At 47.7% G+C, this 16,557-nt stretch carries 11 protein-coding genes; 5 read left to right on the top strand and 6 right to left on the bottom strand.

Going from position 1 to position 16,557, the window contains the following annotated elements:
- Nucleotides 1-81: 81 nt before the first annotated feature.
- Both BMY62_RS04275 and BMY62_RS04270 read right to left on the bottom strand, forming a co-directional pair.
- On the bottom strand, nucleotides 82-1,119 hold the full coding sequence (locus tag BMY62_RS04275) for a methyltransferase (protein ID WP_090657004.1): 1,038 nt from the start codon (nucleotides 1,117-1,119) through the stop codon (nucleotides 82-84).
- 139 nt (nucleotides 1,120-1,258) lie between these two features.
- Nucleotides 1,259-1,759, bottom strand: a complete 501-nt coding sequence (locus BMY62_RS04270) for an SRPBCC family protein (protein WP_090657002.1) — start codon at nucleotides 1,757-1,759, stop codon at nucleotides 1,259-1,261.
- Nucleotides 1,760-2,106: 347 nt separating this feature from the next.
- On the opposite strand from BMY62_RS04270, the gene BMY62_RS04265 reads away from it, so the two are divergent.
- The 4 genes from BMY62_RS04265 to BMY62_RS04250 all read left to right on the top strand — a co-directional run bounded on the left by BMY62_RS04265 (nucleotide 2,107) and on the right by BMY62_RS04250 (nucleotide 8,327).
- Nucleotides 2,107-3,183 carry an ADP-ribosylglycohydrolase family protein gene (locus BMY62_RS04265; protein WP_090657000.1) on the top strand — a complete coding sequence of 359 codons (1,077 nt, stop codon included), beginning with the start codon at nucleotides 2,107-2,109 and terminating at the stop codon, nucleotides 3,181-3,183.
- Nucleotides 3,184-3,335: 152 nt separating this feature from the next.
- Entirely contained in the window at nucleotides 3,336-4,007 is a 672-nt protein-coding gene (locus tag BMY62_RS04260) for a class II aldolase/adducin family protein (RefSeq protein WP_090657081.1), read from the top strand.
- Between the two features lie 125 nt (nucleotides 4,008-4,132).
- Entirely contained in the window at nucleotides 4,133-5,194 is a 1,062-nt protein-coding gene (gene mtnA, locus BMY62_RS04255; protein WP_090656998.1) for an S-methyl-5-thioribose-1-phosphate isomerase, read from the top strand.
- Nucleotides 5,195-5,396: 202 nt separating this feature from the next.
- A complete protein-coding gene (locus BMY62_RS04250; RefSeq protein WP_177170284.1) occupies nucleotides 5,397-8,327 on the top strand; it encodes a sensor domain-containing protein in 2,931 nt (976 codons plus the stop codon).
- Between the two features lie 180 nt (nucleotides 8,328-8,507).
- Here the strand turns inward: BMY62_RS04250 and BMY62_RS04245 are convergent, their stop codons facing one another.
- The gene (locus tag BMY62_RS04245) at nucleotides 8,508-9,716 is read right to left on the bottom strand and encodes an L-lactate MFS transporter (RefSeq protein WP_090656994.1); all 1,209 of its coding nucleotides are present in this window, start codon (nucleotides 9,714-9,716) and stop codon (nucleotides 8,508-8,510) included.
- A gap of 181 nt (nucleotides 9,717-9,897) precedes the next feature.
- A complete protein-coding gene (gene polX, locus BMY62_RS04240; protein ID WP_090656992.1) occupies nucleotides 9,898-11,622 on the bottom strand; it encodes a DNA polymerase/3'-5' exonuclease PolX in 1,725 nt (574 codons plus the stop codon).
- A 67-nt stretch (nucleotides 11,623-11,689) separates the two neighbouring features.
- Between polX and greB the strand changes: the two genes are divergently transcribed.
- On the top strand, nucleotides 11,690-12,196 hold the full coding sequence (gene greB / locus BMY62_RS04235) for a transcription elongation factor GreB (RefSeq protein ID WP_090656990.1): 507 nt from the start codon (nucleotides 11,690-11,692) through the stop codon (nucleotides 12,194-12,196).
- Between the two features lie 2,009 nt (nucleotides 12,197-14,205).
- On the opposite strand, the gene ubiD is transcribed toward greB, so the two are convergent.
- Nucleotides 14,206-15,669 carry a 4-hydroxy-3-polyprenylbenzoate decarboxylase gene (gene ubiD / locus BMY62_RS04225; RefSeq protein ID WP_090656986.1) on the bottom strand — a complete coding sequence of 488 codons (1,464 nt, stop codon included), beginning with the start codon at nucleotides 15,667-15,669 and terminating at the stop codon, nucleotides 14,206-14,208.
- 9 nt (nucleotides 15,670-15,678) lie between these two features.
- Nucleotides 15,679-16,542: a 4-hydroxybenzoate octaprenyltransferase gene (ubiA, locus tag BMY62_RS04220; RefSeq protein WP_090657079.1), complete on the bottom strand. Its 864-nt coding sequence runs from the start codon at nucleotides 16,540-16,542 to the stop codon at nucleotides 15,679-15,681.
- Nucleotides 16,543-16,557 lie beyond the last annotated feature (15 nt).

The raw sequence follows: 16,557 nt of genomic DNA, 5'->3' as shown, positions 1-16,557 counted from the left end.
TTGGTTGATGAGGTGCAGTAGCACCTGTTTTTTTGGCGATCCGATATTGACGATCTGATATTGCCCGCTCTATACGGTACGCTAAGGCTTAACCCCGGTAACAATACTATGGTAGCCAAACGCTTTATGAATATGAATATCCTGGAAACCAATTTTATCGAGCATTTCTGTCAATTCTTGGCCAGTATACTGTTTGCCTTCCGTCCATCCCATCATCACCATACTATAGGCGGCAGCAGTAAACGGGCCGGTTTTATCATCATCATAGAGCATTTCATGAATCACAATCCTTCCGCCGGACTCAAGGCCTGTGAAGCTTTTAGCTGTTAAAAAATGGCATTTATCGGGCATCCAGTCATGATACATGTTTGAGAAAAAGTGAAGATCAGCAGCGGGCCAATGATCCTGCCATATGTTGGCTGCATGTGTTTTAACACGATCCTGCACGCCAAACTGGACAATATATTCTTCCGCCACTTCGCAGACCTGTGAGAAATCCAGTATCAACGCCTGTTTCAGATTCGGCAGCTTCAATACCGCGCCGATCGAATGTGCTCCGGAGCCCCCGCCGATATCGAGCATAATACGGTGTTTGGAAAAATCCAGCAGCGTTGGCCAAACCAGCGCTGATGTGATGCTGATGCTGTGCATACCCGCTGTAAACCGGCGCAGCAATTCAATCTGTTCCTCATGTGTTTTAAAAATATCGCCGCCGCCATACGCCTGCGGCGCATCAGTGAGTACAGCTTTTTCAAGACCTGCAATTGAGGCGATCTGATAATTATCTATCATCATGTCCCAGAAAAAACCGAAGTAATTCGGGCTGTCCTCAAGCAAATACGTTTCGGTAACCGCTGTCAGACTGTAACGTCCATTCTCAAGCGTCAAAAAACCCAGTGCGGTTGCTGTTGTCAGCATAGCTTCTGCAGGACGCTGTTTCAGGTTAAGTGCATCACAGATTTCAGGCAACGTACGTGCTTTTTCAGCAAGAATGGAAAAAATCTTGAGACGATGCGCCAGAAGCAGCGCCGGATAACCATATATTCCAAAAATAACATCCCACAGCGGGCGATCATCCACCTGGGGTATTTGAAGATCGGAAATTTTATCTTGTGCCATCACACTTTTCCTTTTGACTGGTTCATCTGATAATTTAGCGGGCTGCCACCGATGAAATGTATTATCTCATTCAAGCGCGATAGCTAATTTACTAATCGTTTTATCCCGCTGATAGAATTATTTAAAATTAGTTTGTTAGTTAGCCGGATTTTAGTTTCTCAGCCTCAGCCAACCGTTTGATATTCTGAACCGTTCTTCCAACGCCATCCTTAATGGTTGCTCGCACCAGTCCTTCCAATGGACGCATAATTGCCAGCAATTCAAGCAACTCAAATGTAAACGTCAACTTCGTTGCAGTTTCAGCATCGATTGTCTGCAGCTCATACGAACAACGATAAGGATCGGACACACCGATAAACGTTAACCGTTCTCCTGCAGAAAAATCGGATATTTTAAAGCGCGATTCTGAACGCCGTCCCTGATCGACACGAACCTGGCGCCCGATCGTTCCCAGTTGTACCGGGCCGGGTGTGATTTGTTCAAGCTCCTTGACCTCGGGGGACCATTTGGGATAATTCTGGAACAGGTCTTCTCCGATGTATCGAAACAGTTCGTTGGACGAGCACCTGACAACGATAGAAGCGCTGCCTATGACAGGTTCCGTAGAACCCAGATTCAACATGGAACCTAAATTGAACATTATATTTATCCTTATTCCGGAATATTAACCGGCTTTGCAAAGAAGCTGTAATGTATATTTTTTCGCTCTGTCGCTGCAAAAAGCATACATCATTCACCTCCTGTTATGTTTGTTCGCCACCAGCATTGGTGCATAAACCATAGCCGAGTCGTCAACACAGTGCAAGCAAGGCGGCATTCAATCTTCATAAAGTTCCATTATAAACAATCCCAAACCGTGACAGACAATCATATAAACTGTAATATCAACCGGTTTCAAATTGATTAAGTTAAATTTTTGGCAAACAGCCGCAGGAAAGCAGACACGCTTCATTCATCATCCCAATATCGTATACATTGAAACAACCCATGCCTAACGAAAATCTTCAGGACCGGGTCAAAGGCGCCATTATGGGCGCTTTTATCGGCGATGCATTGGCCCTTGGTCCACACTGGTACTATAACCTTGATGAACTTCGTCGTGATTACGGAGACTGGATCGACGGTTATACCGACCCCAGACCTGACCGGTATCATGCCGGAATGAAAGCCGGACAGCTGTCACAGGCCGGTTTTATACTGAATCTGATGATCCGTTCACTTATTAAGTGCAATGGCTACGACAAGACCGATTTCTGCCAGCGTATGGATGAAACGCTGTTTCCGATGCTGGACGGAACACCCGTCTGCGGCCCTGGAAAATATACCAGCCAATCCATTCGAGAAGTCTGGCGGCAACGCATACAACAGAAACTGACCTGGGAACAGACCGGCAGCCATGCGGACACCACTGAAGCCATAGAGCGCACGCTTGCCATTGCCGTGCGCTATGCACTGCAGCCGGATCAACTCGCTTCGGCCATCACCGAGAACACCCTGCTCACGCAATCCGATGAAACCGTCGTAGCAATGACCGTTGCATACGGCGCTGTGCTGAGTTTACTGATCCAGGGACATACACTGGATACAGAGCTTTCGAACAAACTGCTGAAACTGGTCAAAAACGGCAAGCTGCCCTTTCATATTGTAACGCGGGATAATCTGCAGAATCCACGACCCGGCGACCCCGATCCGCCCCGCGCAGGCCGCTTTGCCTCACCCGATGCTTTGCTCACTCCGTCCTATATGGCGGCTGCGGCTGCGGACCCTGAAATTCATATTGAACCGGCATGGAAGGTATCGATTGTTTACGGCATGCCCTGCGCTATTTATCATCAACTGCCAGCAGCCTACTACCTTGCTGCCCGCTTCCATAATGACTTCGAATCGGCCGTGCTGCATGCCATCAACGGAGGTGGACAAAACCAGGCGCGTGCGATTCTGACTGGCGCACTGACAGGTGCCCAGACTGGTCTGTCAAATATTCCCTGGCGTTTCATTCATGAACTGGAACAATCAACTATACTGGTGAAACTTGCTACCGATCTGGCCACCGCCATAGAGTAATTGTATAACCGTATGCTGTTTACAATTTGCCGACCGAATATCGTTATTTTGTCTGATACAATGACCCTCAGCTGCTTTCATGCAGATAACCGAAATAAAGGGCAATGCACCTGTAGATGCGGTGCGCTGGACCAGTGATCGATGCAAAAGACATGAAGGAAGTTACAGAAATAAAACAATACCGCCGTATCAGTGAAACGATCATCAACATCGCCCGACGACTGCATCAAAAAAACATGCTTGCAGCCGCCGACGGCAATATATCCTGCCGCGTAAGTGAAAATGAAATACTCATCACACCTTCCGGTATTTCCAAAGCGTTTATGGTCCCTGAAGAAATGGCGTTAATCAGTCTGGATAATCAGACCATACAGGGAGAACCATCTTCAGAAAAGAAAATGCACCTGACGGTATACAGACAAAACCCACTGGCAAAAGCGGTGGTTCATGCACACCCGCCTACTGCAATTGCCTGGTCTGTTGCTCGACCCGATTTAACATGCTTGCCGTCACATGCTGTCAGCGAGGCCATTCTGGCCTGTGGCGACATTCCCTTTGTTCCTTACGCGCGCCCCGGAACTCAGGCCATGGGCGATAACTTAAAACAATTTCTGCCCCATTACAGAGCTCTGATTTTATCGCGACACGGTGCGCTGAGCTGGGGTGAAACACTCGAGGAAGCATGGATGGGAATGGAACGTATCGAACACTCCTCGGAAATATTATGGAAAGCGCATGCACTCGGCGGGCTCACCTTTCTGCCCGACGAAGAGATCGCAGAACTCAGAGCCTTGCGGCAACGTATTGGCAATCGATTACTGTAACATTATTATCCTGTGAAACAGCCAGAACAGCAATGAAAGCAAACGGAAAAATCGCTATACCACACAATAAATACCAAAATTCCCTTTCGCGACCTTTTAACATTACAGCCAGGAGAACTTAAGGCATGACACACCTGGAATCGCTGGCGCTTCGTTTTACGCACACACCGCACCAAACAGAACTCTGGATTCTGGACCAGACCCTGTTGCCCTTGAAAGAAAAATGGGTTCAGCTCACTACTGTCGGTGAGGTCATTGAAGCCATCAAAACGCTTAAAGTCCGTGGGGCGCCTTTGATCGGTGTCGTGGCAGCGCTGGGTCTGGGACAATCGGCAATTAAAGGGACGTGCCTGAAACAACTCGAAAACGAGGCGCAAGCGCTGTATGCAGCCCGTCCGACGGCAGTCAACCTGATGACATGTATGAACCGGATGATTGCCGGCATTCGATCAAATAAATCGCCCGAGGCATTACTGAGTATTGCAATAGAATTGTTTACCGAGGATCTCGCACTTTGCGAAGCTATTGCTCAAAATGGCGCTGAATTGATAGCAAGCGGCGATCATATTCTCACGCATTGCAATACCGGCGGTCTGGCAACGGCAGGTATTGGCACCGCACTCGGCGTTATCAGAAAATGCCATCAGCAGGGAAAGCAAGTTCATGTGTATGTCGACGAAACGCGGCCATTACTGCAGGGTGCACGATTAACGACATGGGAATTGAAAAAACTGGATATCCCCTACACTTTGATCACCGACAACATGGCCGGGCACCTGATGCAGCAGAACAAGGTTCAGAAAATTATTGTCGGTTGCGATCGAATAGCCGCAAATGGCGACTTCGCGAATAAAATAGGCACCTATTCGCTGGCTGTTCTCGCACAATATCATACAATTCCTTTTTATGTGGCCGGTCCTTACACCACCATGGACTGGCATTGCGCAGACGGCAGCCGCATACCGATCGAGCAACGCAAAGCAAGCGAGGTATCCGGAATTTCTGGCGCTTTTGGCCACATTTGCTGGGCCACTCAGGATACACAAATATACAATCCGGCGTTTGACGTTACACCCGCGGAACTGGTTTCCGGCTGGATACTCGACTGTGGCGTCTTTACCAAAACGGATTTTAAACAGAGAAAAGTCATACAATACATGCCACTATTAGCGGAACAGGTTTCATGAACCAGCCGTTTTATTTCCAATGCATTGCATACGCTATCAGTCTGAAGGAGATTGAAGGATTCTGAGACAGCATCGTAACTTTTAATAACGTATAAACAGGAAGATCTCCGTAAAGCGCACTTTATTATTTCTCAAAAACCATCATAATACATGCTAAGCAGCCTCATATGATGAGCCTATGCAATGTTTCCAAAGGCGCAAAATGAAAAACTTACCGCCAGAAAAAATTTCCGCGTTTCTGATTCAATCCGACCCGGATTCAGATGGAAAACTATCAATTCCATCAATGGACCTGATTTCTGGCATGGAAACAATTCTGGATCAGAACAGCACCTATATTTTTATCAAAGATATCGCTGGACGGTATATCTTTGTAAACCGGGCTGTGAAAGAACTGTTCAACAAACCGCTTGAGGAAATTATCGGCTTTGATGACAGTCATTTTTTCGATTTGGGAGTGTCAAACGAATTGATGCTCAACGATCGGCATGTCATCGAGCAGGGCGAAACAATAGAGAGGGAAGAAAAAACTTTCGTCAAATCTACCGGTAAAGAAAAAATTTACTGGACCGTCAAAAAGCCCGTTCGCAATGATCAGAACGAGATTATTGGCATGTGCGGCATCTCCACCGACATCACCGACCGCAAACGGACAGAAATTGCACTTTGCACACTTAACAAAAGACTGGAATTTCTTCTCTCTTCATCACCCGCCGTCATCTACACCTGCAGGGCTGAGCCGCCATACGCTGCCACATTTGTCAGCAACAACCTGACCCAAATGCTGGGTTATACCGTTGAGGAATTTCTCAGCACGCAAGACTTCTGGGCTGAGCACATTCATCCCCAGGACCGGTATCAAGTGATGTCCAGTTTATGTGATTTCTCCACGCAAAACAAACATATCCTCGAATACCGTTTTAAGCATTGTAAAGGCCACTGGTTATGGATGAGAGATGTGGTCTATGCAGTCACAAACCCCGAAGGCAATCATACCGAATTAATTGGTTACTTTATTGAAATTACAGATCGCAAAGAGAAGGAACAGGCACTGGTTGAATCCCGCAATTTACTCAAAACTGTAATCGATACAGCACCAGTACGTATTTTCTGGAAAGATCTGGAGTCCCGGTTTCTGGGTTGCAATCGCGCCTTTGCACAAGATGCCGGAGAAAATTGCCCTGAAAAAATGATCGGCAAAAAAGATTCCCAGTTAAATTGGAGAGAGCAGGCAACGCGCTACTGTAACGATGATCAGCAGGTGATCAGAACAGGCGTTCCCAAGCTTGACTATGAAGAACCGCAAACGACGCCCAATGGCGATACAATCTGGGTGCGGACATCAAAAGTACCATTGCGTAACGCTGATGATGAAATAATCGGTGTACTCGGCGTTTACCAGGATATCACCAAGCAAAAAGAAAACGAAGACTACATGGCGATGGCGGCTACAATTTATAAATTTTGCAATGAAGCCATCATGGTAACGGATGAAAATAATTTTATTAAGGCAATCAATCCGGCATTCACACGCATTACCGGTTATGAACCTGGAGATGTAATAGGGAAAAATCCCAGAATTTTTCAATCCGGACGTCACAATAATTCTTTTTACAAAAAAATGTGGCAAAAACTGCAAACAGAGGGTCACTGGCAGGGTGAAATATGGGACCGCCACAAGAACGGTCACGTACATGCGAAATGGCTGAACATAAGCGTCATCCTCAACACTGATAACAGCGTGTATTGTTATGTCGGTCAGTTTTCAGACATTACCGAAAAGAAAAAACAGGACGAACTGCTATTTAAACAGGCAAATTATGACCTGCTTACCGGACTGCCTAATCGTAATTTTTTTAAAGACCGCCTAACCCGGGAAATCAAAAAATCGCAACGAAATGACCAACAGATGTCATTGCTGTTTCTTGACTTGGACCGCTTTAAGGATATCAATGACACGCTTGGTCATGACAAAGGTGACAAGCTACTCAGGGAAGTCGCCCTGCGTCTCACATCGTGCGTACGTAAAACCGATACCATAGCGCGTCTTGGTGGTGATGAATTCGCCATTATTCTGCCGGAAATTGATGACAAATCACGTATCGAGGCAATCGCCAGAAATATCATTAACAAACTGAGTATTCCATTCAAGCTCGACAAAAAACAAGCCAATTATTATATTTCCACCAGCATTGGCATTGCCATCTATCCGGACGATGGGATTGATATGAAGGCTTTGATGAAGCACGCAGATCAGGCAATGTACGCAGCAAAACTGGCCGGACGCAACCGTTTCAATTACTTTACCCGTTCAATGCAGCAGGAAGCATATGAAAAAATGGTGCTGACTCATGATCTGCGGCAGGCATTATCGCGCAATGAATTACAAGTCTACTACCAGCCTATTCTGGACCTCAAGCATGGGCTGATCTGTAAAGCTGAAGCACTGTTGCGCTGGAAACATCCTGAACGCGGCATGATCAGCCCTCATACCTTCATTCCCCTGGCTGAAGAAAGCGGGTTAATTAAACAAATCGGTGAAATGGTGTTTACTACAACAGTTGCCAACATCAAACAATGGCAAAACCAGTTCGGCTATCTCCTGCAAGTCAGCATCAATATGTCCGCCACACAACTCACCTCTTTAAAGAAGAATCAGTTGACGGATTATCTGATTCAACAGGGAATGCCAGGCAACTGCATTAACGTGGAAATTACCGAAAGCCTGCTGCTGAAAGACACGCCTGTCGTTAAAAAACGATTACTGGAATTTCTGAATGATGGAATAGAAGTATCCATTGATGATTTTGGCACCGGTTTCTCTTCGCTGTCCTATCTAAAAAAATTTGATATCGATTACCTTAAAATAGATAAGTCCTTCATTCAGCAACTAGCCGACAATACCACCGATCGCGCGCTGGTAGACGCCATTGTCGTCATGGCGCACAAACTGGATATAAAGACCATTGCCGAAGGCGTGGAAACCGAATTACAACGGCGTCTGCTGGTAGATATTGGCTGCGATTTCGAACAGGGTTTCCGTTACTCACCTGCCGTCACTGCTGAGGAATTTACTCTATTGCTAAAAAAACAACGGAACCAGGCAGTAAAAATACAGGATTTATTTGGCTAGTATTCTTTTAGTAATAGAACGACTATTTCCTGCAAAACACGCCTTGCCATGAGCGCTGACAAGCGCACTGAACCCGGCAATATCAAGTTGAAAGAGCACTAGCGCCGAACAGTTGAAAACAATTGAGAAATTACGCATTGCATAGTATTTGTTCACTTCTCAATACATCTCTGTACAGCATTAACCGTGTTGCGGTGGCTTCAGTCCAAGCGATATGCCGGCAGCGGCAAAGCAGGCAACGCCCGCCGGAATAAAGGCCCACAGGTAGCTGCCTGTCATGTCGAAAACACTGCCTGCAAGTATCGGTCCGGCGATGCCGGCAACACCATACGCCGTAAACATGAGTCCGTAGTTGATGCCAACATGTCTGGTTCCAAAAAAATCTGCGGTCGTCGCGGGAAACAGCGCGAGATTTCCGCCAAAATTGAAACCCACCCAAGCGGCAGCAATAGACAGCGTCATTTCGTTTGATCCCATTTTTATCAGGGCGAGCATCATGACACCTTGCAGCAGAAACATAAGCATCATTGCATTTTTCCTGCCTATCCTGTCTGAAATCGCGCCCCAGAGGATCCGTCCTGCTCCATTAAACAAGGCCAGAACACCGACAGCATGCGCAGCCGCCGCAGTGCTCAATCCACTGTGGATCCCAAAAGGTTTCAATATCCCGATCACCAGCAACCCGGCGGCCGCACCAAATACAAACATCAGCCAGAGTCTCCAGAACTGCCTGTGTCTGACCATGTCCCGCCACTCAAAATCCATCGCCACTGCAGTTGCGGATTTCGACGCAGGCGGCTGCCAGCCAGCGGGCCTCCAGCCAGCAGGCGGATTGCGGAGCAGCTGCGCACCTGTTACAACCGCCACCATGAATATCATGCCCAGATACATAAAAGCCGACGACAGACCATAGGCGTTGATAAAGCCGGATGCAATTTTTGCAAACAGCCACGCGCCGGCACCGAAACCTGCCACGGCAAAACCGGTTACCATACCACGTTTGTCAGGAAACCACTTGACACAAGCGGCAATGGGACATACGTATGCAAAACCAATACCAGCACCGCCGATGATACCCACTGATAAGGCTAGCAGCAGAAAACTATCGCCACTGAACGCAGCCAGCAGATATCCGGCCCCTAGTACGATACCACCCAGCGTTGCTACTGTACGCGGACCTTTTTTATCCTGCAATTTGCCTGCAAAAATCATTACCAGCGCAAATGCAGCCAGCGCCAGAGAAAAGATCGCCTGAGTCTGCGTGGTCGTAAAAGAAAAAACGTCTTTGAGCGGATTCACAAATACACTCCAGCTGTAAATAGCGCCCAGACAGACCTGAATGATCAGCGCGCCTGCCACTACCAGCCAGCGGTTTTCGTGAAATGCCATTTTAAGAACGGGTGTGGGTGTTTGAGGTAATTGTCACTGCACAAAATTCAATTGAACGGATAGAACAATCCTGTACGCCAAGTTTGAGCGAACTATACGTCAAGCCCGACAACCAGTCAAACGCGTTACCGAACGAACCCGGTGATTATTAATCTTCATCCAGTAACGCTGACAAACGGCGTCACATTGTCTGTTTGAGCAGCTGGCGTAATGCTTTCAGTGAACGTGTATTAAGTACATCGTCTTTTTCCAGCCAGCCGCGTCGCGCCTGCCCGATGCCAAACCGCAGGTTGGCAAAATCGTGGTTACTGTGGGCATCGGAATTGATGCTGACCAGCACACCCTCTTCTCTGGCCATCTGGCAATAAGTATCCAGCAAATCCAGCCGTTCAGGATGCGCATTGAGTTCCAGAAAACAGCCACGGTTTCTGGCTTCACGTATAATACGCGCCATATCCACGTCATACGGTGCGCGTCGCTGAATCAGCCGTCCGGTCGGATGCGCCAGCATGGTAAAATGCGGATGTTCCAATGCACGCAGTATACGCTTTGTCTGCCTGGCGCGGGACAAATCGAATTTACTGTGCACCGCCCCGACGACAAGATCGAGCTTTGCAAGCACGTTATCCGGCAAATCGAGGCTTCCATCCTCAAGAATATCCACCTCGATTCCCTTGAGAAGCGTTATTTCATCCATTTCCGCATTTAGTTTGTCTATTTCTGCACACTGGCGTGAAAGCTGCAGCGGATCGAGACCGTGGGCAACTGTCAGCCGCCGCGAATGTTCTGTGATCGCCAGATATTCGAAACCAAACGATTTTGCAGCAAGCGCCATTTCTCGCAACGAATTATGTCCATCAGTGGCGTTAGTGTGCGCATGCAGGTCGCCGCGCAGATCGCTCTGCTCAACCAGTTGCGGCAAACGTCCGACCTGCGCCAGCGTGACCTCTCCGCGGTTTTCACGCAATTCAGGCGGAATATATGCCAGACCGACCGCGGCATAGACTGACTCTTCGTCTTGCCCCGCAATCTGTTTATCGCTTCGGTAGACGCCATATTCGTTGATCTTGAGCCCTTTTTGCTGAGCAATGCGCCTGACAGCGATATTATGCGATTTGGAACCGGTGAAATAGTGCAGCGCTGCACCAAAACTTTCTGCTTTAACAACACGTAAATCAACCTGCATGCCGCATTCAAGAACAACACTGGCACGAGTAGCGCCAGCCGACAGGATTCTGTTGACTTCGCCGTATTCGATGAAATGCTGTATCACCGGACGCGAAGTCTCGGCCGCTACCAGTATATCCAGATCACCGACCGTTTCACGCATGCGCCGGTAGCTACCGGCTATCGTCACCCGACTGACACCAGACACTGTTGCAAGCGACTGTTCTAACGCCTCGGCGTACTGAACTGCCGTTATCAGCTTGAAACGCTGCGTCTGATTTGCATGCGCTTCCAAGGACTGCAGAATATTCAGTTCAGTCTTTTCACCAAAACCGGGCAATTCGCGAATACGTCCATCGCGCGCGGCGCGGTACAACTGTTCGACGGTCTGCACAGCGAGATCGTGATACAACGCTTTCACACGTTTAGGGCCGATTCCAGGTATTTTCAACAGATCACCAATCGTAGCGGGCATTTTTTTGTGCAGCCGATCAAGCAGGCTGCAATGGCCGCTGGACACGATTTCCTCAATCTTAGCGGCCAGATCTTTCCCTATCCCCGATAAACAGGTTAAATCTTCGCCTTTCCTCAGCATCGTACCGACATCCCGGGAATGATCGTTTAATATACGGGCGGCATTGCGGTAGGCACGTATGCGAAACGGATTGGCGTCCTGAATTTCAAGCAGGTTGGCAATTTCTTCAAAGATGGCGGCGATATCGGCATTATGTCGGGGCATAGATACCTCCTGATTGGTTCGTTATTACGCTATCATTTGCGTTTCTCATTATGCTACAAAATTACGCATGACACGCTATCGTCCACCACAACCCAAAAGCTCGGCCTATATCACCAAATCAGGTCACGAAGCATTATGCCAGGAACTCAAGGGTTTATGGATAACACGCCGCGAAGTCACTGCAGCATTAGCCGCAGCCGCAGCCGAAGGCGACCGTTCAGAGAATGCTGAATATATTTACCGCAAAAAGCAATTGCGTGAAATTGACCGGCGTATTCGCTATCTGCAAAAACGTCTGGATGAATTAATCGTGGTTAACCAGCTGCCCTCGAATCAGGATCAGGTATTTTTCGGCGCGTGGGTCGAGCTCGAGGATGAAACAGGTGAATGCGTCACCTACCGTATCGTCGGCCCGGATGAATTTAATGTCGAGAAAGGCTGGATCAGCATGGATTCGCCCGTGGGCCGTGCCCTGATGAGAAAACATCTCGATGACGAAGTAACCGTGCAGCGCCCTGCCGGCCGGGTACGTTATGCGATTACCGCTATCCGGTATACCGAGAATGATGGCTAAATTGTGGTGCCAAAGAAATGTCACTTGCCATCCCGTTCTCGCAGGCGACTGTAGGCGACACAAACAGTCCGCGACAGAGCACTGCATGCTGGCAACTTCGATCAAGCAGCATTCATTGTTATTTCTCAAGACATCAGTAATTTGCCGTCAAACCAGGCCTTGAATTTAAAGGATTGTCGACAGCAGACAAAGCTGGTTACAGACTAGCCAAAGCAGCCGTAGATTCAAACGCCGGTTTATTCTTAAACGGACAACTGGAAACAGTTGGGATTATAATGCGCCGTTTTTGCTTAGGTTATAGCAAGATACCGGCGCTGTTATAGCGCTTTAATACTGCCCCCCCGAAACAACAATCTAGCAACATGCAGAGGGCATAACCAGCGGGAGGTAATCGGGCCGCTGGTATTGGTGCTGGCGCCGATGGGTGCAAAGAAAACTTATTTGAATATAACTCCAGCTTCCTGAATACCATCAAGGCGATTCATCACTGATCGCAACAGCGTCCCCGTAACCAGACTAATCAGGGTAATCTATAAAATGGTTGTACCCTTCTAGTGCTCTTTCAATATGATATTGTCAGGTACAGCGTTATCGTGGTGTTATGCAGCAAGGCACAGTACACGGGAAAGGGTTATTCCCTTTTCAAGTACTGTAACGCGGCTGCAGGACACCACGGTAACGCCCGGTGGGTGCGCTTGTCAGCGCCCATGGACTGTGTTGTGTCTTTTGGTAATAGAATGACTACTCCTGCAAGACACGCCTTGCCATGAGCGCTGACAAGCGCACTGAACCCGGCAATATCATATTGAAAGAGCGCTAGTCAGGAATTTTTTCAAATTCAAAAGTAATCGCACACACAGCCAAGCAAAGCAATAACTGCGTTTTTTCATGACTATACGCACTTGCCTTATGTTGTCATGCAGAACATGTCATTTATTCCGAAGCGTTTGAATTTAACCAAATCGATCCTTAAATTTACGCGATACTTAACTACCATTTATTTTCCAAAACCGTCAAATTGACTACAATGTGTCGAAGCAGTTTACAACTCGATACTTTTTCTATTGCCCGCACTTATTAATGAACTGATACATATAAACAAATTCTAACTGGAATAAAAATTGCTTGATTAACTGTAACAGACAGTTTCCGATGATCAGTGATGTGATCCACTGATACAAAAAATGGTTTAACTGTAATAAAGACCGGAAAATCAGCACGAAACCTGTGCCAATACGGATTTCCGAATCGGAATTGTATTTTCTGCGAGATAGATATCAGGCGCGCACATGCTCGATTCCTGAATCACGCACAACGCATCGGATACATTGTTTGTGGCGCTTGCTGTAGTAACCGCATTTTTGCAGTTGCGTTACTGGGATTTATATTTTCTGGCCAGCAGTTTAGTCTTTTGATGATTTTACAAGATTTGATTCAACAATCACTGCGTCAGGTAATCATTGCGGAGGATTTTTGTGATGAACAAGGAATATAGTGTTGAAAACAATAATGACGACATAGCTGATGGTTTGGTACCGGATAGCAGAATTGTCGAAATTATTAATAAAATTGAATTGGCAAAGAACGAGCACGACAATTATGAATCGTGTTCTTTAAGCAGGAATTGTAACCTGAGAACAATACGGGCAGAGACTGATCATTTCAAACAGAGACATAAAGGTACATACACACAGGGGTCAAGTCTGTCTATTAATTTATTCTCTACCTTTGTAGTAATTCTTCTAAGTGACACATTGGTATGTTGGGTAAGATTTTGATTAAAAATAGGAGCAAGAACAAGCGAGAATATATCAATCCTTATAATTAATAAACAGATTTGACCCTTTATTATCATAATTCTGAGCAAGTCAAGCCACAAGCGATACGTCAATAGTCACGAATAAAACAAATACAACTTTTAACCACCCGATTTTCTCTTATACGGTCAATTTTCGACATTTACTCAAATTAATATTCATTATCAGCAACTTACACCATTGCTTCTAAAGTTACAACCCCAACTCCCCCCACATTGCATCAACTTTCAGCTTAACCGCCTCGTCCATCACAATCGGCGTACCCCATTCTCGGTTGGTTTCTCCCGGCCATTTGTTGGTCGCATCGAGTCCCATTTTGCCGCCGAGACCGGAGATCGGGCTGGCGAAGTCGAGGTAATCGATAGGGGTGTTTTCGACGATAAGCGTATCTCTGGCCGGATCGACCCGGGTGGTGACAGCCCAGATGACTTCTTTCCAGTCGCGGATGTTAACGTCGTCATCGGTAACGATAATGAATTTGGTGTACATGAACTGGCGCAGGAAACTCCAAATACCGAACATTACGCGCTTGCTGTGTCCGGCATATTGTTTCTTCATGCTGACCACTGCCATACGGTACGAACAGCCTTCGGGCGGCAGATAGAAATCAGTGATTTCAGGAAATTGTTTCTGCAACAGCGGCACGAACACTTCATTCAGCGCCACCCCGAGAATCGCTGGTTCGTCGGGCGGTTTCCCGGTATAGGTGGAATGATAGATTGGGTCTCGGCGCATGGTGATGCGCTCGATGGTGAAAACAGGAAAGGTTTCCTGCTCGTTGTAATAGCCGGTATGGTCGCCATAAGGGCCTTCGAGCGCGGTTTCATCGGGATAAATTACACCCTCGAGTACAATTTCGGCGCTTGCCGGCACCTGCAGGTCGCTACCAATGCATTTGATCACCTCGGTTTTGGAGCCCCGCAGCAATCCGGCAAACTGGTATTCGCTGAGGGTATCAGGTACGGGTGTTACCGCACCAAGTATTGTTGCCGGATCAGCCCCCAGCGCAACGGCAACAGGATAAGGCTGACCGGGGTTTTTCAGGCAGAATTCGCGAAAATCGAGCGCGCCGCCGCGATGTGCGAGCCAGCGCATGATCACTTTATTGGGAGCAATCACTTGCTGGCGATAAATACCAAGATTCTGGCGGGTTTTGCTGGGTCCACGTGTCACGGTCAATCCCCAGGTAATCAGCGGCGCAATATCACCCGGCCAGCAGGTTTGAATCGGTATTTTGCCAAGATCAACCTGATCGCCTTCCCGGACAATTTCCTGACACGGTGCGCTGCTTAACACTCTTGGGGCCATGTTCAATACTTGCTTAAGCACCGGCAACTTGTCCCAGGCGTCTTTCAGTCCTTTCGGAGGATCGGGTTCTTTCAGATAAGCCAGCAGCTTGCCGACTTCACGCAACGCTTCGACCGACGTCTGTCCCATGCCCATCGCAACCCGTTTGGGTGTGCCGAACAGGTTGCCTAGAACCGGCATGTCATGGCCCTTGGGTCTCTCGAACAATACCGCAGGTCCTTCGGTTTTCAGGATACGGTCGCAGATTTCGGTCATTTCGAGCCGCGGATCGACTTCTACCGGAATGCGTTTGAGTTCGCCGAAGGTTTCGAGTTGTGCGATAAAATCACGCAGGTCTTTATATTTCATAGAATCTGTTTACCGAATCAGGAAATCCAGTGCAATACCGATAAACACCACCATGCCGACATAATTGTTATGCAGGAATGCTTTAAAGCACAGTGCCCGGTCGCGATTGCGAATCAGCGTGTATTGATAACCCATCAAAACCACCGCTACCAGCAAACCAGCGTAATACGCCATGCCCATTGCTTGCAGTTGTCCAATATAAATCATGAGAACAATAAACAAGGCATGGCAAATCATCACACCAGCCACATCAAAACGACCGAAGGTAATCGCCGATGTCTGGATGCCGATTTTCAGATCGTCGGGCTTGTCGACAATCGCATACGCGGTGTCATACGCAACCACCCAGAACAGATTGGCCAGCATCAGCATCCAGATAATAGCAGGCAGTGAATTGGTTTGCGCGGCAAACGCCATCGGAATGGCGAAGCTGAACGTAATGCCGAGATACGCCTGTGGCATGGCGAAAAACCGTTTGGTAAACGGATACGATGCTGCCAGAAACAGTGCAGGTACGGATAGCGCTATCGTCAGCAGATTAAGCGGCAGAATCATTATAAAAGCGACCAGGCTTAAGCCTGCTGCCAGCAGCAATGCTTCCTTCGAACTGACTTGTCCGGCCGCCATTGGACGGTTTTTAGTGCGCTCAACATGCGGGTCTATCTTGCGATCGGCGAAATCATTCATCACGCAACCGGCTGAGCGCATGAGAATGGTTCCCATGATAAAAATGAACAGAATATGCCAATCAGGAAAACCCTGCGCCGCAAACCATAACCCCCACAGCATCGGCCACAACAACAACAGAATTCCGATCGGCTTGTCCAGTCGCATCAGTCGTGCATAGAGGGCAAATCGGTTAGGTTGATTCATTAAGTCTGAAACCAT

It is taken from the genome of Nitrosomonas marina (genome assembly GCF_900111605.1).
In the GTDB taxonomy this organism is placed as follows: Bacteria; Pseudomonadota; Gammaproteobacteria; order Burkholderiales; family Nitrosomonadaceae; genus Nitrosomonas; species Nitrosomonas marina_A.
This window is presented reverse-complemented; position numbering and strand designations above follow the sequence as displayed.